This is a genomic window from Chitinophagales bacterium, assembly GCA_020636495.1.
Classification (GTDB): Bacteria; Bacteroidota; Bacteroidia; order Chitinophagales; family Chitinophagaceae; genus UBA5543.
Genome location: JACJXQ010000008.1, coordinates 2,177,765 through 2,201,865, shown reverse-complemented (window position 1 = coordinate 2,201,865; position 24,101 = coordinate 2,177,765). Strand labels below are relative to the sequence as shown.

Below are 24,101 nucleotides of genomic sequence, written 5' to 3'. Positions count from 1 at the left end.
CATATAGATTCCCTCACTTGCCGGGGTCAAACTCTACCATCCACTCAATGCCATATTTATCTCTGAACATACCAAAGTAGGCTCCTCCGAAACTCTCTGTGATGGGTACTTCTATTTCTCCACCTGCCGAAAGTCCGTTGAATAATTGATCAGCTTCTTCCTTGCTTTCGGTGCTTACAGATATCTTACTCCTATGCTCCCGCTCGTTTACCTTTCCCATAAATTCTGGGACATCGTTGGCCATCAACTTATTGTTTTTCCCTATCGGCAATGCAATGTGCATGAGCTTATTCTCGTCTTTTTCGGCAATGGGCATTTCGGGGCCAGAAATGTCTTTGAAACGGATGATCTTTGAAAAGTCACCTCCAAATACTGACTTGTAAAACATAAATGCTTCTTCAGCATTGCCGTTGAAATTTATATGTGGATTGATGATCGCCATAGCTTTATCTTTTGTGATTCAAATGTACCGCATAACCACAAAGAAATAAGGTATGAAAACGTCAAAAAAGGTGGTTAGCTGCGCCATTGCTTAGGCAACAATGCAGACTCAGGCAAAAAGTTAAGGAAAAAAGGCGTTGAGCACACTCAACGCCTTTCACTGTCGTGTTATGAAGTACTATTCCAGTACGAAGCTTTCAATGAACTTGGTGTTGAAATCGCCGCTGCGGAACTTTTCGTCTTTCATTAATTGCAGGTGGAACGGGATAGTGGTCTTAACACCTTCTATCACATACTCGCTCAGTGCGCGCTCCATTGTGTTGATAGCTTCTTCGCGTGTTTGCGCTACGGCTATCAGCTTGCCTATCATTGAGTCGTAGTAGGGAGGTATGGTATAGCCTGCGTATATATGTGAGTCTACGCGTACACCATGTCCACCTGGGGTGTGCAATACCGTTATTTTGCCGGGGCTGGGCCTGAAATCGTTGTAAGGGTCTTCTGCATTGATACGGCATTCGATAGCGTGCATCTCAGGCAGGTAGTTCTTACCGCTGATCTCAATACCGGCAGCTATTTTGATCTGCTCTTTTATCAGGTCGAAGTTGATCACCTCTTCCGTAACACAGTGTTCTACCTGTATACGGGTGTTCATCTCCATAAAGTAGAAATTTCTGTGTTTGTCTACCAGGAACTCAATAGTGCCCACGCTCTCGTAGTTGATGGCTTTGGCCGCTTTGATAGCAGCCTCACCCATCGCTTCGCGCAGTTCAGGTGTCATAAAAGGAGAAGGGGACTCTTCTACCAATTTCTGGTGACGACGCTGAATAGAGCAGTCGCGCTCGCTGAGGTGGCAGACATTGCCAAACTGATCGCCGGCAATCTGTATCTCTATATGGCGTGGTTCTTCAACAAATTTTTCCATATAGATGCCATCGTTGCCAAATGCAGCTGCAGCTTCGCTACGGGCACTTTCAAATGCTTTTTCTATCTCTTCTTCTTTCCACACCAGGCGCATACCCTTACCGCCACCACCTGCTGTTGCTTTCAACAGTACAGGATAGCCCATGTCTGCTGCAAGTTTTTTAGCTTCTGCAGGGCCGCTTAACAGTCCTTCAGAGCCCGGGATAACCGGTACACCGGCCTTTATCATGGTATCTTTGGCGGTGATCTTGTCACCCATCAAGCGCATCATTTCAGAATTAGGCCCTATGAATTTGATGTTGTAACCGGCACAGATGTCTGCAAATTCAGCATTCTCGGCAAGAAAACCATAGCCCGGATGTATAGCATCGGCATTGGTTATCTCAGCCGCTGCCATGATACGTGGAATATTTAGGTAAGAGTCGGAGCTCTGTGGCTTACCGATACATACTGCCTCGTCGGCAAAACGTACGTGCAGGCTGTCAGCATCGGCAGTAGAGTAGACCGCTACCGTGCTGATACCCATTTCGCGGCAGGTGCGTATCACACGCAAAGCTATTTCACCCCTGTTTGCTATCAATATCTTCTTAAACATATGTTGTTAATTGCTTAATGTCTCAATGGCTCAGTTACTCATTGTTTTATCAACAAATTGAGCAATTGAGCCATTATAAAAAATAGTATTACGCAGGTTCAACCAGGAAAAGGGGCTGATCGAATTCTACCGGAGATGCATCATCCACGAGCACTTTTACGATCTTACCGTTCACCTCTGATTCTATCTCGTTGAACAGTTTCATTGCCTCGATGATGCATATATGGTCACCAGCAGCAATGCTGTCTCCAACACTTACAAACGGAGGCTCGCCGGGTTTACCACTACGATAGAAAGTTCCGATCATCGGAGACTTGATAGTGATCGTGTTGTCAGCTGCCGGAGCAGGAGCGGGAGTTGCAGCAGGTGCTTCTGCAGCCGGTACTGCCTGAGGAGCAGGTGCTACCAGTTGCTGAGCAACCGGTTGTGGTGCCTGAACTGTCACTACCTGTTGTTCACCCTTTTGCTCTTGTTTGATAGTAATTTCAAAATCACCATCCTTTATACTCAATTCACTGAGTTCAGATTTGTTGACAGCTTTTATCAGCTCCTGAATCTGCTTTAAATCCATAGTTTAAATTTTATTGATGGGTAATTTATTCTTTTACACGCTCCATATAGGCGCCTGTTTTTGTATCAATTCTTATTTTTTCGCCTTCGTTCACAAAAAGAGGAACGTTAACGGTAGCTCCTGTTTCAACAGTAGCCTGCTTTAAGGTACGTGTTGCGGTATCGCCTTTAAGGCCCGGCTCTGTATAGGTAACCTCCATTACTATGTTTGCGGGCAGTTCCACATTCATAGGTTGTTCTGTTTCGGTATTTACGTTGATATAGCACTCCTGTCCGTCTTTGTACAATGCAGGATTGTCTATAGCCGATTCAGGCATCGTTATCTGTTCAAAGGTCTCATTGTCCATGAAGTTGTAGCCCATGTCATCTTTGTACAGGAACTGGAACGTACGCTTTTCGATACGAACCGGGAAAATGGTATCTCCTGAGTTCCAGGTGTGTTCAATAGACCGTGTGTTATCTACACCTTTAAGTTTTGCCCAGACTTTGGCAGCCGCACGGGCTGTTTTGTTCTGGCCGAATTCTACTACTGAGTACAGGCTACCATCTAACTTCAGGATGATGCCGTTGCGAATATCTGCTGTTGTTGCCATATTTAATTTTTACGCGGGAAGCAAAAGTAACCTGAAAAAGCCAAAAAACTATACAATATGCCCTGATAATATCATTTTTTCAACCGGATTATTGCCAAAATCATACGGAATGTATGAAAATGAGGGCATTTCCTTTGTTATAATAAGGTTAGCTTTTTTACCCACAGCTATGCTACCCATTTGGTCAGCCATCTCCAGTGCGGCAGCTCCATTGATGGTAACTGCATTTATGGCCTCCTCAGGTGTCATTTTGAGTTGTGTGCAGGCCAATGTGAGTAGCAATGGGATATTACCCGAAGGACAAGAGCCGGGATTGTAGTCGGTAGCCAGGCACACCGGCAGGCCGGCATCAATGATCTTACGTGCAGGCTGGTAGCCAATGCCCAGGAAGAATGCAGCACCCGGTAAGAGGGTAGGTATGGTACTTCCTGACTTCAATGCATTTATCTCCTCTTCGCCCACTGCCTCAAGGTGGTCTACACTGATGGCCTTATGCTTCACCCCTACCTGAACACCGCCGGAGTGATGCAGTTGGTTGGCATGTATCTTGGGTTTGAGGCCATATTTCCATCCGGCTTCAAGCAGGCGCTCCGTTTCATCCACACTGAAAAACCCCTTCTCGCAGAATACATCCATGTAGTCGGCCAGTCCTTCGTCGGCTATTACTGGTAGCATTTTATTGATAATAAGGTTCAGGTAACCTTCATGATCTTCTTTAAAATCAGAAGGATATGCATGCGCTGCCAAAAAGGTAGCTTTGACGGGAATCAGTTCTTCTTCTTTCAATCGCCTGATGACACGGAGCATTTTCAGTTCAGCTTCCAGGCTCAATCCGTAGCCACTTTTTATCTCTATGGCACCCGTTCCCTGTGCTATGACCCTGTGCAGTCGTTCCAGGCTTTCGTCAAACAGTCTTACCTCGTCTATGCCCGCCATTTTGCCGGCAGAGTTCAGTATACCACCCCCTCGACGGGCTATCTCCTCGTAACTTAGCCCGTTGATGCGATCTACAAACTCTTCTTCGCGAGATGCGGCGAATACCAGGTGGGTGTGAGAATCGACCCATGCAGGTAAAACCAGTCCGCCGTTTACGTCGTGTACATTATCGGCCTGTATGGTATGGATGTGTTCCATATCACCAAAATCGCTTATCACACCATCCTCCAGGAGAAGCCAGGCGTTCTCAAGGCAGTCCATTTTCTTCATATCTGCACCCGCAACAAAGGGTTTCCTGTCGTTGCCTTGTTCTACATTACAAAGCTGTTTGATATTTGTGAGCAATAAATGCATAGGAACTGATTTAGGCTTTCAAAAGTAGCGCGAAACGCTGAAGACTTCAAACAAAAAAACGGGATATATATTCTTTACGAATACATATATCCCGTCAGTAAATGCTGTTTCAGATTATTTTTTCAGCTTATCGGCAAATACCTTTTTGAATTTGTCCATTTTGGGCTTTACCACAAACTGGCAGTAACCCTGGTTGGGATTCTCATTGTAGTAGTTTTGATGGTAGTCCTCAGCTTTATAAAACGTGGTATATGGAGATATCTCCGTAACTATCGGCCCCCTGAATGCGCCCTCTTCGTTCAGCCTGCGTTTGTATTCCTCCGCTTTTTCTTTCTGCTCTTTGTTATGGTAGAAGATAGCAGAACGGTATTGCGTACCCACATCATTGCCCTGGCGATTGAGGGTGGTAGGGTCGTGCGCTACCCAAAATGCGGCCAGCAGTTCATCGTAAGATATTTTAGAAGGGTCGTAATAGATATTACAAGCTTCTGCATGGCCTGTATTGCCGGTGCATACCTGTTTGTAGGTGGGGTTGGCCACATGGCCACCGATATATCCTGATTCTACTTTTTCCACACCATCCAGTTGCTGATACTGCGCCTCAACACACCAAAAGCACCCTGCTGCAAATGTGGCTACTTCCAGTTTATCGTTCTTAGATGCAGGTGTTGTTTCGTTCATGTCTTTAAATGTTTTTGATTCTGTGTATTTACCGTTTTGTGCACAAGCTGTAAGCTGTGTGGTTAAAAGTACAGCCCCGGCCAGTATTTTTGTGATCTTCAGCATAATTACAAATTTAATTGATATACGTTTTAAGACGCGTAATGGTTGTGTGGCTTACAGTTAGAGGTAGCCATTTAACATAGTGTTATAAAAAATATAACCCAATCGTAAAATAGTTTTTTGAAAATCCACCGGCTTATATAATTTTGCGCCCGGAGAGATGGCAGAGTGGTCGAATGCGGCGGTCTTGAAAACCGTTGACTGTTAAAGGTCCGGGGGTTCGAATCCCTCTCTCTCCGCCAGGCTCCCTTTGGGAGCTTTTTTTATGCAATTTGTGCAGCTTTTTCAAAAGCTTTTCCTGTTAAGTCATCCGGTTTGCAACCGGCATTCAGGAGATACAGTTAAATTATATGTTATTGTGATAAGTGCTGTCACTGTACCTGTAGTTTAGTATTATTATTAAAATAAAATTGGCAATTAGTTATTTTAGTTGTATATTTGATGTTATAAATGTTGGCGGTTTATTTCAGCTTGTTAATCCTTTTATGCCATATGAATAACGGAATTCACCGTCCCGGCCGGCCTGCCTGGCGCCAATTTTATCATAAGCTATATGTTACATTATCCCGCACCCAAAGCGGGATTTTTTATTATTTGTTAAGTGCCGCACGTTTACTGTTTTACTTAACATTAATTAACAGTTTCTCCATTAAATATCTGTATGTCAGTATCTTATGTTTGTTTATTATTAACTTGTGGTTAAATGACAAATGGGATTATAGCTCTATCCGTCAGAAGTTTAAAAGCTCTGCCTACGGTACCTGTTTTTGCTATATCCCATCGCTGCAGATATGGATATTTCATAGCCGGATATGAATGATTTGCCGTCACTTATGAGTTTAAATTGATTTCTAATGCTTTGTACCGGTTTATAAGGTCTTAAAAGCGTAATTTTCTAATATCATTGTTAAGGATGCACCTGAATAAATTTGTAGCCTTTATTGTATTGCTAGCCTTGTTGGCCCCAAAGGTTCATGCCCGGCAAGGTGATTGCCGCTGCAGTTTTGCTGATAGTGCTGCGGTAGCGAACCTGTTGGATCATGAACAGTATGATTCAGTGTTGCATATCATTGAGACACTGCACAAAAGATCGGATGTCATATGCATTTCCAGGTATTATGGTTACAGGGGCAGGGTTGCCTTTGAACAACGGTCTTATGACACCGCACTGGCATATTATCAGCGAGAGCGCGAAATGATCCTTTCTTACTGTGATTCCGGGCGTATTGTTGGTAACATGATAGACAATGCTGAGTGTTATTACAGGCAATCGAAGCTCGATAAGGCATTGTCCGACATGTTGCTTGCACTATCATTATCTGAAAGGTACAGGGATACTGCACACCTCATTGACTCATACTCGTTTTTATCGCTCCTGTTCAATAAACTACAACAGACGGATAAAGCGCTATTGTATTGCCGGATGCTGCAGCCTATTGTTGAGAATATGAATTATTCTGCTGAGAAAGCGGATCTATACAACAAATTATCATCCAGGTACCTGCACATATACCAGGATACGAAACATGAGCGATACTTTGATACTTGCAAATACTTTACTGCAACGGCGCACGCTACTGCCCTGCGATTGAATGACCGCTATGTACTGGTGCGTACTTACAATAAAATGCAGGCCATCGAATTCTATAAGAAGAATTATAAGAAGGCACTTATATACTTGGACAGTGCCAAACGTATATGCCAACCTGGAGTGGATGATGATATATTATATACGATCAGTGGCGACATAGCACATGTGTATATGGAGCTTGAAGCATATTCTGAGACGAAAAAATATGCTGATTCTTGTCTGTACTATGCTCAAAAAATAGGTTCATATGGTGGAGTGATGAATGCTTATGCCCTGTTATATCAGTGCGGAAACAGATCGAAAGATTATAAGCTGGCGCTAAACGCAATAGAGGAATATTTTGATATAAAGGACAGTGTTGAGTCGGTTGAAAAAACAAAAGCTGTAAATGAACTGGAGGAGAAATATAACCGCGCACAGAACGAACGCACCATCCGTGAGTTAAGCCAGGAAAAGGAGATCAGTAATCTAAAGATAAAGTACCTGACTGGCGGGATCCTTTCATCCATATTGATAATAATTGCCTTTTTTATGTACTACAGGCAACAGATCCTGAAAAAGAAGAATGAGTATCTTGAGGTAGAACAAAGACTGAACAGGGCAAGACTTAACCCACATTTGTTTTTCAATTCTTTGACCGCCATTCAGGGACATGCGCTGCGGGAAAAAGATATAGCTTCTGTTGCTTCATACTTGTCTAAACAGGCAAAAATAATGAGGATAACCCTTGAGAGCACCTACAAAGAGCTGGTATGTGTTGAGGATGAAGTGGATTTCTTAAAGCAATATCTGGACACGCAAATGCTACTATATAGAAACAGATTTGATTATGAAATAACCATTGATGAGGATATGGATACTGCTGACATAGCTATACCCAGCATGATCCTCCAGCCTTTTATTGAAAACTCGATAGAACACGGTTTTGCAGACATTGACTACAAGGGTGCCATTTCTGTTGTATTCAGGATGAATGATTATGGAGTAGAGGTGATAGTAAGTGACAATGGCAAGGGGTTTGCCAATACTAACAACGATAATAAATATCCTTCGAGGGCTACACAGATCATTAAAGACAGGTTATTTTTGCTAAACCGGCAGTACAAATCAAAAGCATTTTATAAAGTAGGTAATGCAGAGGAGGCCCGGGGAACAGTTGTGGTGGTGCAATTACCTTTAATACACATAAATGAAGGCGCTGATCATTGATAATAGCGAGCAGGTGCGTACTGCACTGGTAGAACAGCTCAGTTTATTTTGTACTGAGGAGATAACGCATATTCATGAAGCTGAAGGTGTGAATTCGGGTTTGTCGGCAATAAATGAAATAAAGCCGGACATAGTATTTCTTGATGTAGAAATGGATGACGGTACCGGACTGGAACTATTGACAAGGCTGGGAACCGTTACTTTTCAACTTGTGTTTGTAACTGCCTATAACAAATACGCAGTTGATGCATTTAAATTCAGTGCGATAGATTTTTTATTGAAACCTGTAGACCCGGAAGAGCTTATTGCAGCTGTTGCAAAAGCAAAGTTGAATATAGAACAACGGGACACAATTAACCAGGTGAAAGTGCTACAGGAGGCATTGCTTTATAATAGTGATAAAAAGATCGTGCTGCGTAATAGTGATGCGATATATATTGTCAAGGTCTCGGAAATAATTCATTGCAGGGCTGAAGGTTCTTACACTCATTTTAACCTGACTGAAAAACGGGAGATACTTATTTCTAAGGGGCTGAAGGAGTATGAAGATCTGTTAGCGCCATTCCATTTTGTGAGAACTCATCACGCTCACCTCGTGAACCTGAATAAGATTGTGAGGATGGAAAAGGCTGACGGCGGCACTTTGGTGTTAGACAATGGCACTCAGGTTCCGGTATCTCAACGCAAGCGCGAGCATATCCTGCAATTAATAAATAACCTTTAGCACAAACCTCATAGGCAGACATTGCAGTTATCCAAAATAGTCCGGCAGTTACCCATTTTGTACTGGCGGCAGATAGTTTATTCAGTTTCCCGGGATGCTGTATAGTATTTTTAATGAACAATAACTAGTTGTTGTATATAAGGCAATACTGTTGATATATCAGCAATTACACTTCAATCAATTTCGCAGACATAGAAGCAGCTCATAAGTATTACCCTTCATGAAAAATACCCTTATCCTCCAGGACAGAAAGCCTCGTTTTCGGGGCTTTTATTGTACAATAAACCTTTTCGTGTAGACAACGTTTTTCCGGGTTACTCTTAGTAAATAAACGCCGGGTACTGCCCCTGGCATTGTTACCTGTCCTGTATTGCCGGAAATCTGAGTTTTGACTATTTCCTGTCCGAACATATTTTCTACAAATATATCTGTTTCATCCGGGTACTGTTCATTCAATAAAATGGTAAATATTCCATTGTTTGGGTTAGGGTAAATGTGAATTTTGTTATCACTTTGGGCCTCAGTGACAAATGACAAGACAGTCATGGTTATTGGTGTACTGACTGTATCCCTTGGTTGCGGGCATGTATCTGCACATACTAGTTTACATGTGATAATGTCACCATCTTTCAGGGTCGTTGTTTTCCATACATTGTTGAATGCTCCAGGTATATTGCTGCCGTTCTTTTGCCATTGGTATTGTGGTTTTGAGCAGCCAGCTACTGTAGCGGTAAAGGTAGCCTGGGAGTCTTGCTTAATGGTGGTAGCAGGTAAAACGCTTATTGTAATCGCAGGAGTAGTAACAGGTGCAGTATGTATATCTACGGTAACCGTATCAGCATAGTTGCTGTTACCCGGGCAAACAGTATTGCCAGAGCTTACTACATAGGTAGTTTTAATGGAAGGGGAGGCTACAGGAGCCGGACAATTAGTGCAACTCAGGCTGGCAGTTGTGCCACCCGGCAATATGCTCCAGGAGTAAGCACCGCTACCGCCTGTTGTTTGTAATACGACAGATTCATTAGGGCATATTTTGGTGTCTATGATCGTTTTTACCTGGGGGAAGATACTTACAGCAAACGACCTGTTGTGATGCCGCATAACAGATAATGGGGTACACTCCAGATCTTTGATAATAAGGTGCATGTAACGTTTTCCTCCCCCAGCAACTGTAGGAGTCCATGTCAGGCATCCTCTTACGGAATCCCCCACCGGGGAATATGAGATAGTGGCTCCGGGAAATGCATATGAAAAATCCTGCGACACTTGCAATAAGGCAGAAGGGTTGCTTGATTTAATGTCAAAACACATTTGCAACGGCTGGCCTACACAACCATATAGTACCCCATTATTCCACACTGCGCCCGTTATACTACTCAGCACCGGCGTAAAAGTCGGGCTGGACGTAGCTGTGCTGCAGCTTATGGTTGCTACCTCTATATCACGCATTACACTTCCTATAAAAATGCCGTTGCGGTATTCATTGATACGGAATGCCAGGCTAAAGCGTCCCTGTGCAGTAGGTACAAATCCGGTTGTACCTGAAGATGGATCGAGAATAAATGTGTTGTTGGTTGGCAGGGGATTGAAAGGGACAGAAAGCGAAGGGGACAATGTTTTAAATGTTACATTGGTTGCAGCAGTAGAACAGGCTGTTGCCGCGAGTGGCATGATAACGGAAGTTGTCAGTGAATCTCCGTCTGCGTCAATAGCTCCGTTATTAATATATGTCATTGCATTCTGGCAGGTATAGTAAAACGGCTTTACGCTAAATACCGGAGAACTGTTGGCAAATGAAACCTGTGTATTGATGGTTGCTTCAGTATAAAAATCGCCACCGGTAATATTACCATTAGCATTGCGGCTGCTTAATGCAACAGAGAACTTCCAGTTGCTGCAACTGGCCGGGAGTGTGGTGATCGCGGAATATATGTGTTGTCTCCAGCCGGGCAGTATGGAGGAAGAGTTGGTACATTTAGTAGGCGTGCCGGTGCAAGAGGTGGGTATTTCTGCTCCGGACGGCGGGTTGCCGGTCCACTTAACCAGCGATAAAGTATAAGTCTGGTTGGTACAGGTGTTGTTAAAACACATGGTTACGGCGTTAGGCTCACCTACGCCTGCACATTCCATTGTCATGTAAAAGAATACCTGGTAGGTAGAGTCACTAATGTTGATGTATGTGATATTTCCACCTTCTATTCCTGAAGCTACTGACTTTTTGCAAGGTAATAATGATGCCAGTGTAATTGCTAAGAAAGATAATGTAAGGTTAATTCTATTCATGTTAGCTGATATTATGATGAGGAATGGTTTAGTGCACACTAAACCATTCCTGTCTGTAGTATCTATTTATGTATCATAAAGCTGGCAGTGCCTAGGTCATTTTCTGCTCGCACCGTGAGGATATATAATCCTGCGGGCAGGCTGTCCAGTTTTAATTGTTCCCTGTTTTCCGCAGTTATTTTGCTGAATACCAACTGGCCATATACATTCCGTATCTCTATCTTTGATTGGCCTGCCTTTTTCCTGTCGTCGTTCAACACTATGGTAAATATGCCATTATTAGGGTTGGGGTACAAATGTATATTCTTCATGGTACCAAAATCCTGAACATTGCCACCAACGTGCATGGTTATTACATTACTGAATGTATCCTGCGGGCTGGGACAGGTGTCTTTGCAGGTAAGTACACACCATATACGGTCCTGGTCTGTAAGCATTGATGTTTTGTAGATAGTTTGGGTAGCTCCGGAAATAGCATTGCCATTCAGCATCCATTGGTAGAACGGATTTGAGCAATTTGTCTGTGCAGCATTAAATGTGACTGTATCTCCTGCGTTGATGTTACTATCCGGTGCAACAAATATTTTTACACTGGCGTATGATACTGAAGAGGGAGGCAGTACAGTAATAGTTACTGTGTCTTTGTTCAGGTTAGGGCATATTGAGTTGCCGGTAGAGGTAACCACATAGGTTGTGGTGACGGATGGGGTAGCAACCGGGTTAGGGATGTTAGGATTAGACAGGCTGCCCGTGGAACCACCCGGCAAAATTGACCAGGTATATGTATTACCACCACTTGCACTGAGTTGTATCGATCCGTTGGGGCACATAATAGTATCGTTGATTGTCTTTGTTTTACCCCAAACGTTTATACCCAACCTGTATAGTGAACGCCAGACAATGCCCGGAGGTGCGCATGAAGAGTCGCTAACAAGAAACTTTATTTCATGATACCCTACGTCGTTGATGCCGGGTGTCCAGTTGAACACAGCATGCACAGAGTCAGTACCCTGGTTGGTGTAGGTAAGGGTGGCTCCCGGTATTGAAATAGAGATGTCATCGAGCAACTTGAATACACCGCCGCTTCCTTTCAGGTCGAAACAAAACGATAGGTTTTGCCCGGGGCAAGCATCTACCTTAGTAAGGTTAGTGCCTGTTTGTCCACAACCGAAATATACATTGTATCCATGCACCGGGTTGCCAGATATTGGAAGTGTTGTCACCTGCAATTCACGCATAACGGAGCCTATCAGTGAACCATTGCGATATTCACTCACACGCACAGCCATATTACTGAAACCCTGTGTAGTCGGGGTAAATGCATATTGGCCGTTGCTGCTGTTCAGGGCGAATGTGTTATTAGTTTGTATAGGGTTGTTGGTTATAGTATACGGCGGTGTAGCCACTGCGTATGCAGCTTTCACAGGCGCGTTAGCACAGTTGGCAGATCCCGTCAACGGTTGTAGCAGTTGTATTCTTAGTGAATCACCATCAGGGTCAACGGCACCTATGTTGTAGGTGTAAGACTGGTTCAAACCAGTATATACCAATGCCGGGGTGATAAACACAGGAGATGAGTTGTTAAGAGATACAGTATTGTCAAAAAAAGTTTCGAAGTAGATATTGCCGGCAGTGGGATTCATAAGGTTAGTTATGTTATTGCGATAGTCAACACGAGCAGAGAATTTCCAGCTGGCACAACGAAGTGGCAGAGTAACAACTGTTGCATAATATGTTTCCATATACCCGGGTAGCGCCGAAGCCGGACTATCGCAGGTAGTTTTATATTGTGGACATCCCGGGCCTACTTTTGTTGAATTGCCGTATTTATTCATGGTTAAGGCAAATGTAGCATTGGTGCATGTATTGTAAGTGCACAAAGTAACGCTATTGGGAGGTGCACTATAGGAACAGTCTGTAAATAGCCGCAGAATAACCCGGTATGTCGAATCGGAAACATGCTCATAGGTAAGGTCGCCTGCCGCTGCGCCAACATTGGCCGATGCACTGGTGCATATACCTGTCAGTGCAACGAATAATAATATCAGCGAGGATAGTGTCGTTTTCTTCATTTTGCTATCATTTGATGGTAAATCGTGTAGTTTGAATGCCATTGTCTGTTTCCATTTTTAAGATATAGATTCCCGGTGTTTTGCACGCGGTATGTATGCTGAATTCTTTTTCTTCAATTTCCCTTTTGGTATAAAGGACCTGCCCGTAAATATTTGCCAGTACAACTGAGTGTACTGTATAGACTGACTTAATGTTAAAGTCTCCATTGTTGGGGTTGGGGTAGAGGTTAATGTTGTTGTTTGTAGTCACATCGCTGATATCAGTCGTATATACTTTCATGGTTATCCTGTTGCTGTTGGTATATGATGGTGTAGCGCATGAGTCTTTACAACTGATATAGCACCATACCTGTTGACCATGGGTCATGTTGCTGGTAGTAAACGTATTCTGATCAGGGACATTGGCTACATTGCCGTCAACAACCCATGTATATTGCGGGTTGTTACAGCCCGTAGACGTTGCAGTAAACGTGACAGATGTATTAGGGGTAATTGTGCTGTCCGGCATTACTGTTATAGTAGCAGGGCCAGGGGTAGAAATGTTTGCAGGGATGATGATGGTAACAGTATCTGTGTTATTGTTGTTGCAGGTGGTGCTGTTCGACATTACTGCATAGGTTGTAGTGACGGTTGGCGTGGCTATTGGCTGAGAACTGTTGACGTTTGACAAACTGTTCGGTGTGCCACCGGGTAGTATGTTCCACGAAAAGCTGTTGCCACCCCATACAGGCAACTGTATGCTCTGTCCAGGGCAGATGAAGGTATCTTCTATGGTTTGCGTTGGTGGCCAGATGTAGAGGTAAACAGGTTGTACTTTAGTTCGCTGTGTATTATTGGGCACACAAGCAGAGTCGGTTGTATTGATAAGAATGGTATGTAAACCCCCATCGTTGATGCCTGGCACCCATGAGAATGTTGCAATGGCAGAATCTGTACCCTGGTTGGTATAGCTGATTGTAGCGCTAGGTGCAGATGTGGGCAGGTTGTCTGAATGGTAGAGCCATGCAGATGTATTGGCAGACCTGGAGTTCATACAGAACGAAATAGTATCTCCGACACATTTATATATATAATTTAGCCCCGGATTAGTAAGACCGCAACTAAATGTGTTGGTTACGGCGGCAGCCCCGGGTGATGGTGGGCGCATGTTTATGGTTACAGTATCCTTATTAAGTGTAGTGCAATAAGGATTGATAGTCGAGGTAACTACATAGGTAGTAGTGGTGGTAGGTGTAGCTATTGGGTAGGGAACATTTGGGTTGGACAAACTGTTCTGGCTACCGGACAGCACCGTCCAATGATAATTATCGCCGCCGGATACTGATAATGTTGCAGGGTTACCCGGGCATATTGTCGTGTCATTACCAGCCTTTGTGCGTCCCCATACATAATAATCCAATTGCCGTGCATACTGAAATACTACTCCTGTGCCATTGCAGATCGAGTCTGTAATAAGTACAAGAGATGCCCGTTGTCCTATGTCATAGATTGAGGGTACCCATGAAAATACTGCATGTACAGAATCTGTGCCTTGATTAGAATAGTACAATGATGCTCCGGGAATTGAAGAAATCAGGTTATCGGATAAAAAAATACGAGAATTAGTATCATTTGAAATTACATCGAAACAAAATGACATTTGGGAGCCGACACAACCGGGAATATAATAGTTGCCCTTATAATAAAATGTTGAAACGCTACAAGAAGAACCAGTCGAATAGGTTGGTGGTGCAGGGATATTGGATACTGTTTGCACTTGCATCTCTCTCATAACAGAACCGATCTGAACACCATTCCTGAATTCACGGGTTCTGAATACAACATTACTCTTTCCTATGGCAGTAGAAGTGAAAAAAATTAGACCATTAGCACCGTTCAGGTTAAATGTATTAGTCGTCTGAAATGGATTGTTTACGGTTGTATAAGACGGAGAAGCAGTACTGAATACCATATTTACAGCAGTATCATTGCATGTACTTACTCCTGTTCTCGGCAGTATAACATCTGTCCATAAAGAATCCCCGTCAGCATCCAGTGCTCCATTGTTGTATGAATAATTCTGGTTTTGTGGTACGGCATACATGGGTGTAATAGCATAGTAAGGAGAACTGTTTGCATGGGATATTGTATTATCAAATGTAACCTCTACATATAATGAAGAAGTGGTCGGATTCTGGAAGTTGTTAATATTATTTCGTGCCGGACCATAGGTAAATATCCTCCAAGAGTTACATCGCAGTGGTAATGTGGCTATCGCGCTGTACCACCATACACGATATGCTGATACCGGAGAACCTATACTATCGCAGTTTGTTTTTATTGAGGTGCATGGCGGGGCAATGATAGGGCCTAAGCCAGGTGGCAAGGTACCCATCCATTTGTTCATGTTTACAGAAAATGTAGTATTGGTGCATGAGTTGTAAAAACACAATGGCAAGGAGTCAGGTTCTGAGCTACCGCTGCAATCCCTGTAGTATTTGAAGAAGAACTGGTAAGTAGAATCTGAAATATGCACATATATAAGTTCACCACCAGCAGAGTTCGCATGGGTTTTCGGTGCATAGAATAGTAATATTACCAGCAATAGTATGCTGTAGCTAAAGGGGCTTTTCATAATAGGAATAGTTTGCTTATTAACTATAGACACAACTATGACAAAAAGAGTTGGTGTATATTTAACATTAAATCTACTATTAATGCAGCCAAAATTCTTTAAAAAACCATCTGATCTGCGAAAATGGCTTGTAAAGAACCATGAAACAGCAACAGAGCTACATGTGGGGTATTATAAGAAGGGGACAGGCAAACCCAGTATAACCTGGCCTGAATCTGTTGACGAGGCACTTTGTTTCGGTTGGATAGATGGTATGCGGCGCGGCATTGACGAAGAAAGTTACATGATACGTTTCACGCCACGCAAGCCCAAGAGCATATGGAGCGTTGTGAACGTAAAAAAGGTAGAGGAACTAAAAGCTAAGGGACTGATGTATCCAATGGGTTTAGCTGCATATGAACGTAAAGAAGATCATCGCTCTGTTATATATTCCTTTGAACAAAAAAAGGAAGACCTCGTTTTGCCGCCGGAATATCTGAAGGAATTCAAAAAGAATAGAAAGGCATGGGCATTTTTTGAACGGTCAGCTCCGCATTACCGGTTACCTGCTACCTGGTGGGTGATCAGTGCCAAACAGGAGACCACGCGCTTAAAAAGACTTAAGGAACTTATTACTGATTCAGAAGCCCACTTGAAAGTAAAGCATTTAAGGCGCTGATGTATTATTAATCAGCGGTTAATGCATAAAATGTTTTAAAACAGGTATGGTTTTTGTGTTTGTATTTTCTCTAACTTAGATAAACACTTTTCCGACATCATAAAAATTTCAATACCTATGAGACATCTTTATTTTTCAGCATTATTGCTTTTATCTTCTGCTACGTTATTTGCGCAGGATACAGTATCTACCAACGGACAGAAAAACGTTTTACTTGAATCAGCCACCGGAGCATGGACAGGCTGGGCTCCCGATGGCATCGTTTTCCTGGACAATGTGAAAGCTTCTTACCCGAGTACGATATGTTTGCAGCACCATAATAATGATGGTATGGTGAATACACAATCAACTGCCTACCAGGCTGCATTCAGTGTGACGGGATATCCAACCGGCGCCATCAACAGAAAACTCTATTCGGGTCAGTCTGGCATTTCTGCCTCACGCGGTATCTGGATGTCTTCTGTAGCTGCTGAATTGCAAAACAGCCCAACATTCGATGTTCGACTGATATATTCATACAATCCATCGACCAGGGTCATCTCTGCCAACGTACAAGGTACTGCACTCACCAGCCTTTCAGGCCTGTATTACACAAACGTATATATTGTTGAAGACAGCGTCACAGGTACGGGTTCACAATATAACCAGGCCAATTATTCAGACAATACAACCGGTCACCCTTTTTTCGGCAAAGGCAACCCGATAACTAATTTCTACCACATGAACGTGGTACGGGATATGCTGGGTGGTGTATATGGCACTGCTGCTTTCAATAATCCGACCACCAATACTACAGCCAACAATAGTTACACATATACAGTTCCTTCCGGTTATGACATAAATCATATCAGGTTGGTTGCAACTATTTCAAAATACGGAACTACTATTAATGACAGGGAAATACAGAATGCTGTTGAGACAAACTCGGGTGTTGTTGCATGTTCTTATGCCCAACCACAGGTGCAGATTTGCGTCGTAACAACTGATACAGTAAGTGGCAAAAACCTGATAGTATGGGAAAAAGCCGGTATCCAGCATGCTAAATCTTATAAGATATATAGGGAGACAAGCACGCCCGGCAACTACCAGCTTATCGGTACCCAGGCGGCTAATGTTTTCAGTACTTACCTGGATGCAGGTTCTAATCCCCAGTCGCAGAGCTACACTTATAAGCTGACAGTAGTAGACAGCTGTAACAGGGAGATGCCGCTTAGCTCAGCCAATGCTCATAGTACCGTACATGTTACTTTCAATACCCTTTCTAATAATACTATCTATATATCATGGGTGCCCTATGTAGGCCGGCCATATACAACCTACACTATTTCGCGTAGCAATAACAACGGCCCATGGACACAGGTAGCACAGGTAACTTCTTCTACTACAAGTTACAATGATGCGAATCCGCCAAGTGGTGTTAATTCATATCGTGTTGAGATACAGGTACCCGGAGGTTGCAGCCCAAGCGCTAAGACTACCGCATACAATACTATTATTTCAAATGCGGCTGTTGCATGGCATACAGGTATAGCTGCAGTAAACGGTAACAGCCTGAAAATATATCCCAATCCTGCAAATGATATGATCAATGTAGAAGGATTGAATGGAGAACAGAATATAACCATATTGGACGTAACCGGGAGGGTAGTTCTTAGTTCAGCATCAGTTGATACCCGCAACCAGGTAATGACAATAGATGTGTCGTCTTTTGCCAGGGGAGCATATATACTGAAAGCAACAGATGCAGAAGGAAATACAACAATCAATAGGTTCCAGAAATTATAATCATATTTCCTGATTGATTAAATAAAGAAAGCAGGCTTTTGTCTGCTTTCTTTATAATATGTCTTTCCACCTGTTTTCCAGTTGGTCTTTCATTTGCATGTCAGTCAGATCAAACTTTACCGGAACAACTGATGCGTATCCGTTAGCCAGTGCTTCTACATCAGTGTCTTCTCCTTTATCCATATTGATGAATTTTCCTGTCATCCAATAGTAATCTTTACCACGTGGATCAGTACGCCTATCAAACTCTTCCTGCCATTTAGCATAAGCCTGCCTGCATATCTTCAAACCCTTATAAGGTACGGTACCTGTTTTAGGAATGTTAACATTCAGCAAAGTGTGTTCTGGCACAGGGTCGGTAAGGAGTTTCATTACCAATGTTCGTGCTACTTCTTTAGCTATACTGAAATCGGCCTCGTACCTGTAGTCCAAAAGGGAAAATCCAATAGAAGGAACACCTTCAATTGCTGCTTCCATAGCGGCACTCATAGTGCCTGAATATATTACATTAATAGAGTGGTTGGCCCCATGGTTGATACCGCTCACACAGATGTCCGGCTTTTGTTTCAGAATGATATCTCGCGCTAGTTTTACACAATCAACAGGTGTACCACTACATTCCCAAGATTCAATGTCTTCAAAAACATCTGCCTTATGCAAGCGGAGAGGTTCACCAATAGTTACGGCATGTCCCATACCCGATTGTGGACTGTCAGGTGCTACAACCACTATTTTACCCAGATCTTTTACTGCTTCTACCAATGCCCTGATACCTGGCGCGGTAATGCCATCATCATTAGTAACTAATATTACCGGTTGCTCTTTAGTCATGAACAAATTTACCAATCCGATCTCAGTAACCGAAACCAGGCTATTAAGTAATAGATAACTATCCAGGCAAACGAGGCTAACAGGTAAACACTTGGCGGTATCTCATTTTTCATTTGCATCATCTGTTTAGCTACGCTCATTAGTGGGAAGGGTAGAAGTTCATCGCTTGCCTGGAGTGGTAGCAGATCGCCGGCGTTATAGTCCATTTTCCAGTTGATAAGTGACTGGAGCAGCTTTTCGATGATCATATTATACAGGAAGAATATACCAATAGCAATACCGCTGCGCTTGAACAAGTAAGCTATCAATAGCCCAAACCCATAGTAGTTCAATGACAACACAAATACATAAAACAGCTTCTCAATGTTTCCGGGAAAATTACTCATACTGTCTCCCGAAATGCCGAATACAAAACCAACAATAAAGGTGTAAAGTGTAGTGAATATGGCAAAGATCAGTACCATCAGCCATTTGGCATGATAAGAGTCCATTCTTGTCCATCCGTCAATAATATTCTGTCTTTGTGTGCGAAAGGAATATTCGTTGGTAATGATAATAATGGTGAGTATGGTGATGAACATCACAAATACACTGGTCCACCAGCCCATATTTTCCCATACATGCCCGAAGTTATAGGCCTGGTCCAGCAGATTGATGCCGTCTTTACCTTTTCCACCCATTTTCAGCACTCCCTGGTTGATGCCGTAGTTCCAAAGTGGTAGTAATAAGACAAACATGCCGATCATGATCCAGAAAGTGCGATACTTTCTAACTTTCAGCCATTCTATTGCAAATAGTTTTAACATCTGATGTGCTTATTTATTGGTGAGTTCCATGAATTTTGTTTCCAGGCTTTTCTTTCTCAGGGCCAGGTGCGAAAGCGTGATATTGTGTTGGATACAATATGTGTTTATTAGTGTTGTTGTTACACTTTTGTTGCAGTTGAGTAACAATTTGCCATTAACCGGTTTAACAGTATCTATCCCAGCCATTCCTTTTATCGCTTGTTCCAGTTCATTCAGGTCTGCCGAACTTATTTCTACCTGGTCCTCACTTACCAGCACTTCGTCCACTTTACCGCTTAGCAGTAAGTCACCTTTTTTCAGAATAGCTACATGCGTACAAACTTTTTCTACTTCATCGAGCAGGTGACTTGCTATGATTATGGTTTTGCCTTCCCTGTTCAATTGTATGATAAGGTCACGTATCTCGGCTATGCCCGCCGGGTCCAGCCCGTTGGTTGGTTCGTCAAATACCAGTACATCAGGATTGCCTAACAGGGCAGAGGCTATTGCCAGCCGTTGTTTCATGCCCAACGAGTAGGTTTGGAATTTACTATCCTTTCGTTGCCATAGCCCCACCTGCTCCAACACTCTCTGTCTGTCTTGTTGTCCCCGTTGCTTTATTGAGGCACTTATCTCCAGGTTGTCCCAGGCAGACATATAGTGGTAAAAGTTAGGAGTCTCCAGCAGTGAGCCTATTTGTTTCCGTGCTTCCGAAGCCGGTATTCCTCCCAGCCACTGATAGCTACCGGTATCTGCCCGCAGCACGTCAAGGACAATGCCCAGCAATGTTGTTTTACCACTACCGTTTGGGCCTAGTATGCCAAACACACTGCCCCTGGGCACGTCGAAAGATACACCCTTGAGTGCTTGTACTGGTCCGTAGGCTTTTGCAATTGAATTGATAGATAATATTGTTTCCAAAATATAGTTGTTTAATCTAAGAACAGGTCTTTTTGTAATGGTCCTCCGGGGACGATCGAGTATGGCTCAAAATCGGAAACGCCGGCATTGCGCAAAACATCTTCATCAAGCAGGTTCTGACCGGTATAAGTGGTTGATGGCTGATGCAGAATATAATCAACCGCATCTGCAATTATCTCTGGTTTACGGCTTCGTTGTATCAGCATTTCTCCTCCCAACAGGTTTTTGACTGCTGCCGTGGCGATGGTTGTTTTGGGCCACAGGGAGTTAGATGCTATCTTATAATCTTTCAGTTCTTCTGCCCAACCAATGGCCATCATACTCATATTGAATTTGCTTAGCGCATAGGGCAAAGCAGTACCCAACCATTGCGGAGTTATGTTCAATGGTGGGGACAGGGTAATAATATGTGGGTTTTCAGACTTTTTCAAAAATGGTATACAGTATTTAGTGAGCAGGAATGTACCTCTAACGTTGATGTCATGCATCAGGTCGAATTTTTTGGCCTCCGTTTGTTCCGTTCGCGTCAGGGAAATAGCTGATGCATTATTGATTACTGCGTCTATCCCTCCAAAAAACGAGATGGTCTCCCTGATGGCGTAAAGTATCTGGTCTTCTTCCCTGATATCGCAGGGTATGGCCAGTGCTCGTCCTCCTGCACTGTTTACTTCTTCAGCCACAGTGTGTATTGTACCTCCCAGCCGGGGGTCTTCGGTAACAGACTTTGCTGCAATAACTATATTAGCTCCCTGTGCAGCCAGCTTAATTGCTATAGCCCTGCCTATGCCCCTGCTTGCACCTGAAATGAAGATCGTTTTGCCGTTCATCTTGTAATATTATATCGTGAATATGACCTAAAAGTTACAGGTTAAATAACAAATGCAGGGAAATATTTATTACTATTTCAGTGATAATGGATTTTTATATTTTGCATGGGGAGTAAAGATGATGATTTTTGTCATATAGATTTGGCTGAGAATACGTTAAATTTACATAGCAATGTTCCTGAACGGTAAGTAACTATGGTTACAGTCTAAAAGAAAAACATAGCTTATTATTACAATATTGAACACAATTTAAATCGGTTGTTATGAACAGAATCTTTAAAACGGCATCATTACTTTCTATAGTTGCGGCCATGTCATTATCCTCATCTTCCTGCATCAGAGAGAAAACGGATATTATCCCTGATACGACAACAAAGCCACCTGTTGTGATACCTACTACTGGTAAGATGCAGATAAAATTCAACTATGTATTTGGTCATAATGAGCTCCCGTTTAGCATGAATACACAATTCGTACATCCAATGACGGGAGATACGATGACCTTTACATTATTCAGGTTTTATGTTTCTAACATAAAACTGAAAAAAGCTGATGGTAGCTGGTGGATACATCCAGACAGTTATTTTCTGGTAGACGCAAAAAGTACTTCAGAATCTACCTTAGCAATTGATAATGTACCCAATGGTAGCTATACCGAAATGGAGTATACTATGGGGGTAGATAGCATAATGAATGTAAGTGGTGCACATGAAGGAGCTTTGTCTTTTACAAATGCAATGTTTTGGGATTGGAACAGTGGTTATATCATGTTAAAGGCCGAGGGTAATTCACCCAATTCACCATCAGGTACATTTGCTTTACACCTCGGTGGCTTTTCGGGCGCAACCAACATAGTAACTGTAAAAACCACAGATTTCTCAGGAGATAAACTTAATATCAACAGCAGTGATACAAGAGTGGTTAAGTTGAAAGCCAACCCGGCACGCTTATGGCATAGTTCTCCGGCCCTGGACAGTATTTATGTAATACATGCTCCTGGTTATGCTGCACAAACTATGGCAAAGGATTTTTATAACGCAATTATTTACACCGGAATGGAATAAGGGTCGGATCATAATGTCTTTTAAAAGGGCATCGCTTAATCAGTGTTGCCCTTTTTTTGTGTGCAGTTGATAAACCTGTATAGATTGCTTTCTTATGCCACTTGTACGCTTGGCTGGCAGGTGATAAGTAATGCACCTATTCTAAATTGTTATTGCCCTGATCGGACCTTGCTATTTGAGCCATGACTGTCTGCTAGGAATTGTACATACAAAAATGCACCCACATATTGCGGGTGCATTTACGCTTATTTTATTACACAATTAAGGTTGCTTGAACTTGTCACTTGTGATCATAACAGAGTCAGTTAAAGTATGCAGGAATGCTATAAGGTCCTGTTTTTGCTGAGTTGTGAGATTTAGTCCATCTAGTTTTTCAGGTTTGGTCATTAACGGGTCTATATTTTGTACATAATGTACACCATGATCATAAAAGTCAATTACTTCTTCTAACGAAGTAAACCGTCCGTCGTGCATGAACAGCTTACGCAGTGCGACATTCCTTAAGTTAGGTGTCCTGAACTTACCCAGGTCATTAGCGTCTTTGGTTACATTATAATACCCATTATCAATTTCCTTGTTGTATACACTATCCACACCAGTATTGTGCAAAATATTGTCGGTAGCTATAACAGCTACGTGACAATGGAAGCAGTCACCCCCGCCATTAACTTTATCATTGGGGTCTGTTTTCGCTTCGCTGAAAAATATTTTCCTTCCACGTTCTTCCGCTGCTGTCAACTGAGCCTGTCCTTTGAAATAAAGGTCGTATTTGGTATCTCTTGAAACCAATACCCTCATATATTGCGCCAGTGCTTTAGCCAGGTCCTCAGCTTTTATCTCGTCTATGTTGTAGAATTTCTTAAACATAATACGGTACTCGCTGATATCATTTATCTTAGCCATGTCTGTTTTAAACCGTACTGTCACCTCAGCATACATCACATCTTCAAGCGTACCTATAATCCTTGAGTTCCACATGAAGTTTTTATACCATGCAAGGTTGATGAGTGGCAGTGCTGTAAGCCCTTTGTCAGGTTGAGATACCTGATCGTTTGAAAAACCGAATTTTTGCTGATGGCATGACTCACAGGTGCTCCCGTCGTTAGACAGTCTGCTATCAAAAAACAATCGTTTACCCAGATCTATACGCTCTTCATACATTTTATTATTCTCAGGTATCTCGGCAGGTGGGTAGTAGGTAGGTGGCACCAAATCATATGGTGTCATGACAACTGTGTCCACACTGTCAACATTATTGTTATCGCCAGGTTGCGTTGGCGTAGAGGGCTCTTTATGACACGACTGTATGTTCAGTGCCAGTGCTGCGAGTGTCCCGGCTATAATAATTCTGTATTTTATGTTCATATCTGTCGGTTGATTAAACGATATGATTATATCGTATCTTATAAAATTATGATTTTTTTTGCATCTGAAAAATGACCTTAGTCATTCCTTGATTATGCCATATGTGAATATAAGATTTTCAGCTATTCTGTGTTGTAACCTGGGTTACATTACTTTTTATTTCAAATACATCACATGTG

At 42.7% G+C, this 24,101-nt stretch carries 19 protein-coding genes and 1 tRNA gene; 6 read left to right on the top strand and 14 right to left on the bottom strand.

Features of this window, described 5'->3' with window-relative positions; all coding sequences use genetic code 11:
- Positions 1–13: 13 nt before the first annotated feature.
- From H6550_09730 to msrA, 6 genes are all read right to left on the bottom strand, one after another.
- Positions 14–442, bottom strand: a complete 429-nt coding sequence (locus H6550_09730) for a VOC family protein (protein ID MCB9046407.1) — start codon at positions 440–442, stop codon at positions 14–16.
- A 177-nt stretch (positions 443–619) separates the two neighbouring features.
- Positions 620–1,957: an acetyl-CoA carboxylase biotin carboxylase subunit gene (accC, locus tag H6550_09725; protein ID MCB9046406.1), complete on the bottom strand. Its 1,338-nt coding sequence runs from the start codon at positions 1,955–1,957 to the stop codon at positions 620–622.
- 88 nt (positions 1,958–2,045) lie between these two features.
- Positions 2,046–2,528 (bottom strand): acetyl-CoA carboxylase biotin carboxyl carrier protein, encoded by a 483-nt coding sequence (gene accB, locus H6550_09720; GenBank protein ID MCB9046405.1) that lies wholly within the window; start codon positions 2,526–2,528, stop codon positions 2,046–2,048.
- 25 nt (positions 2,529–2,553) lie between these two features.
- Positions 2,554–3,120: an elongation factor P gene (gene efp, locus H6550_09715; GenBank protein ID MCB9046404.1), complete on the bottom strand. Its 567-nt coding sequence runs from the start codon at positions 3,118–3,120 to the stop codon at positions 2,554–2,556.
- Positions 3,121–3,168: 48 nt separating this feature from the next.
- Positions 3,169–4,410: an imidazolonepropionase gene (locus tag H6550_09710; protein ID MCB9046403.1), complete on the bottom strand. Its 1,242-nt coding sequence runs from the start codon at positions 4,408–4,410 to the stop codon at positions 3,169–3,171.
- 114 nt (positions 4,411–4,524) lie between these two features.
- Entirely contained in the window at positions 4,525–5,196 is a 672-nt protein-coding gene (msrA, locus tag H6550_09705) for a peptide-methionine (S)-S-oxide reductase MsrA (protein ID MCB9046402.1), read from the bottom strand.
- Positions 5,197–5,347: 151 nt separating this feature from the next.
- Between msrA and H6550_09700 the strand changes: the two genes are divergently transcribed.
- The 3 genes from H6550_09700 (at position 5,348) to H6550_09690 (ending at position 8,717) form a co-directional block, all read left to right on the top strand.
- A tRNA-Ser gene (locus H6550_09700) sits at positions 5,348–5,435 on the top strand.
- Positions 5,436–6,106: 671 nt separating this feature from the next.
- Positions 6,107–7,993: a histidine kinase gene (locus H6550_09695; protein ID MCB9046401.1), complete on the top strand. Its 1,887-nt coding sequence runs from the start codon at positions 6,107–6,109 to the stop codon at positions 7,991–7,993.
- Positions 7,974–8,717 (top strand): response regulator transcription factor, encoded by a 744-nt coding sequence (locus H6550_09690; GenBank protein ID MCB9046400.1) that lies wholly within the window; start codon positions 7,974–7,976, stop codon positions 8,715–8,717. The genes H6550_09695 and H6550_09690 overlap by 20 nt, the downstream gene beginning before the upstream one ends.
- Positions 8,718–8,987: 270 nt before the next feature.
- On the opposite strand, the gene H6550_09685 is transcribed toward H6550_09690, so the two are convergent.
- From H6550_09685 to H6550_09675, 3 genes are all read right to left on the bottom strand, one after another.
- Positions 8,988–11,000: a T9SS type A sorting domain-containing protein gene (locus H6550_09685; GenBank protein ID MCB9046399.1), complete on the bottom strand. Its 2,013-nt coding sequence runs from the start codon at positions 10,998–11,000 to the stop codon at positions 8,988–8,990.
- A gap of 62 nt (positions 11,001–11,062) precedes the next feature.
- On the bottom strand, positions 11,063–13,114 hold the full coding sequence (locus tag H6550_09680) for a T9SS type A sorting domain-containing protein (protein MCB9046398.1): 2,052 nt from the start codon (positions 13,112–13,114) through the stop codon (positions 11,063–11,065).
- The gene (locus H6550_09675; protein ID MCB9046397.1) at positions 13,080–15,686 is read right to left on the bottom strand and encodes a T9SS type A sorting domain-containing protein; all 2,607 of its coding nucleotides are present in this window, start codon (positions 15,684–15,686) and stop codon (positions 13,080–13,082) included. The genes H6550_09680 and H6550_09675 overlap by 35 nt, the downstream gene beginning before the upstream one ends.
- 82 nt (positions 15,687–15,768) lie before the next feature.
- On the opposite strand from H6550_09675, the gene H6550_09670 reads away from it, so the two are divergent.
- Both H6550_09670 and H6550_09665 read left to right on the top strand, forming a co-directional pair.
- Positions 15,769–16,344: a YdeI/OmpD-associated family protein gene (locus H6550_09670; protein MCB9046396.1), complete on the top strand. Its 576-nt coding sequence runs from the start codon at positions 15,769–15,771 to the stop codon at positions 16,342–16,344.
- A 117-nt stretch (positions 16,345–16,461) separates the two neighbouring features.
- Complete coding sequence (locus H6550_09665) at positions 16,462–18,129, top strand: Omp28-related outer membrane protein (GenBank protein ID MCB9046395.1); 1,668 nt, start codon at positions 16,462–16,464, stop codon at positions 18,127–18,129.
- Between the two features lie 51 nt (positions 18,130–18,180).
- Here the strand turns inward: H6550_09665 and surE are convergent, their stop codons facing one another.
- Genes surE through H6550_09645 form a run of 4 tightly spaced genes read right to left on the bottom strand, consistent with a single transcriptional unit; the run spans position 18,181 to position 21,493 of the window.
- Positions 18,181–18,960 carry a 5'/3'-nucleotidase SurE gene (gene surE, locus H6550_09660; GenBank protein MCB9046394.1) on the bottom strand — a complete coding sequence of 260 codons (780 nt, stop codon included), beginning with the start codon at positions 18,958–18,960 and terminating at the stop codon, positions 18,181–18,183.
- Between the two features lie 8 nt (positions 18,961–18,968).
- Positions 18,969–19,766: an ABC transporter permease gene (locus H6550_09655; protein MCB9046393.1), complete on the bottom strand. Its 798-nt coding sequence runs from the start codon at positions 19,764–19,766 to the stop codon at positions 18,969–18,971.
- A 9-nt stretch (positions 19,767–19,775) separates the two neighbouring features.
- A complete protein-coding gene (locus H6550_09650) occupies positions 19,776–20,666 on the bottom strand; it encodes an ABC transporter ATP-binding protein (GenBank protein ID MCB9046392.1) in 891 nt (296 codons plus the stop codon).
- Between the two features lie 11 nt (positions 20,667–20,677).
- Positions 20,678–21,493 (bottom strand): NAD(P)-dependent oxidoreductase, encoded by an 816-nt coding sequence (locus H6550_09645; protein ID MCB9046391.1) that lies wholly within the window; start codon positions 21,491–21,493, stop codon positions 20,678–20,680.
- Between the two features lie 263 nt (positions 21,494–21,756).
- On the opposite strand from H6550_09645, the gene H6550_09640 reads away from it, so the two are divergent.
- Entirely contained in the window at positions 21,757–22,557 is an 801-nt protein-coding gene (locus H6550_09640) for a hypothetical protein (protein MCB9046390.1), read from the top strand.
- Positions 22,558–22,818: 261 nt separating this feature from the next.
- Here the strand turns inward: H6550_09640 and H6550_09635 are convergent, their stop codons facing one another.
- Positions 22,819–23,922, bottom strand: coding sequence for a hypothetical protein (locus H6550_09635; protein ID MCB9046389.1), 1,104 nt, complete (start codon positions 23,920–23,922; stop codon positions 22,819–22,821).
- Positions 23,923–24,101: the final 179 nt, after the last annotated feature.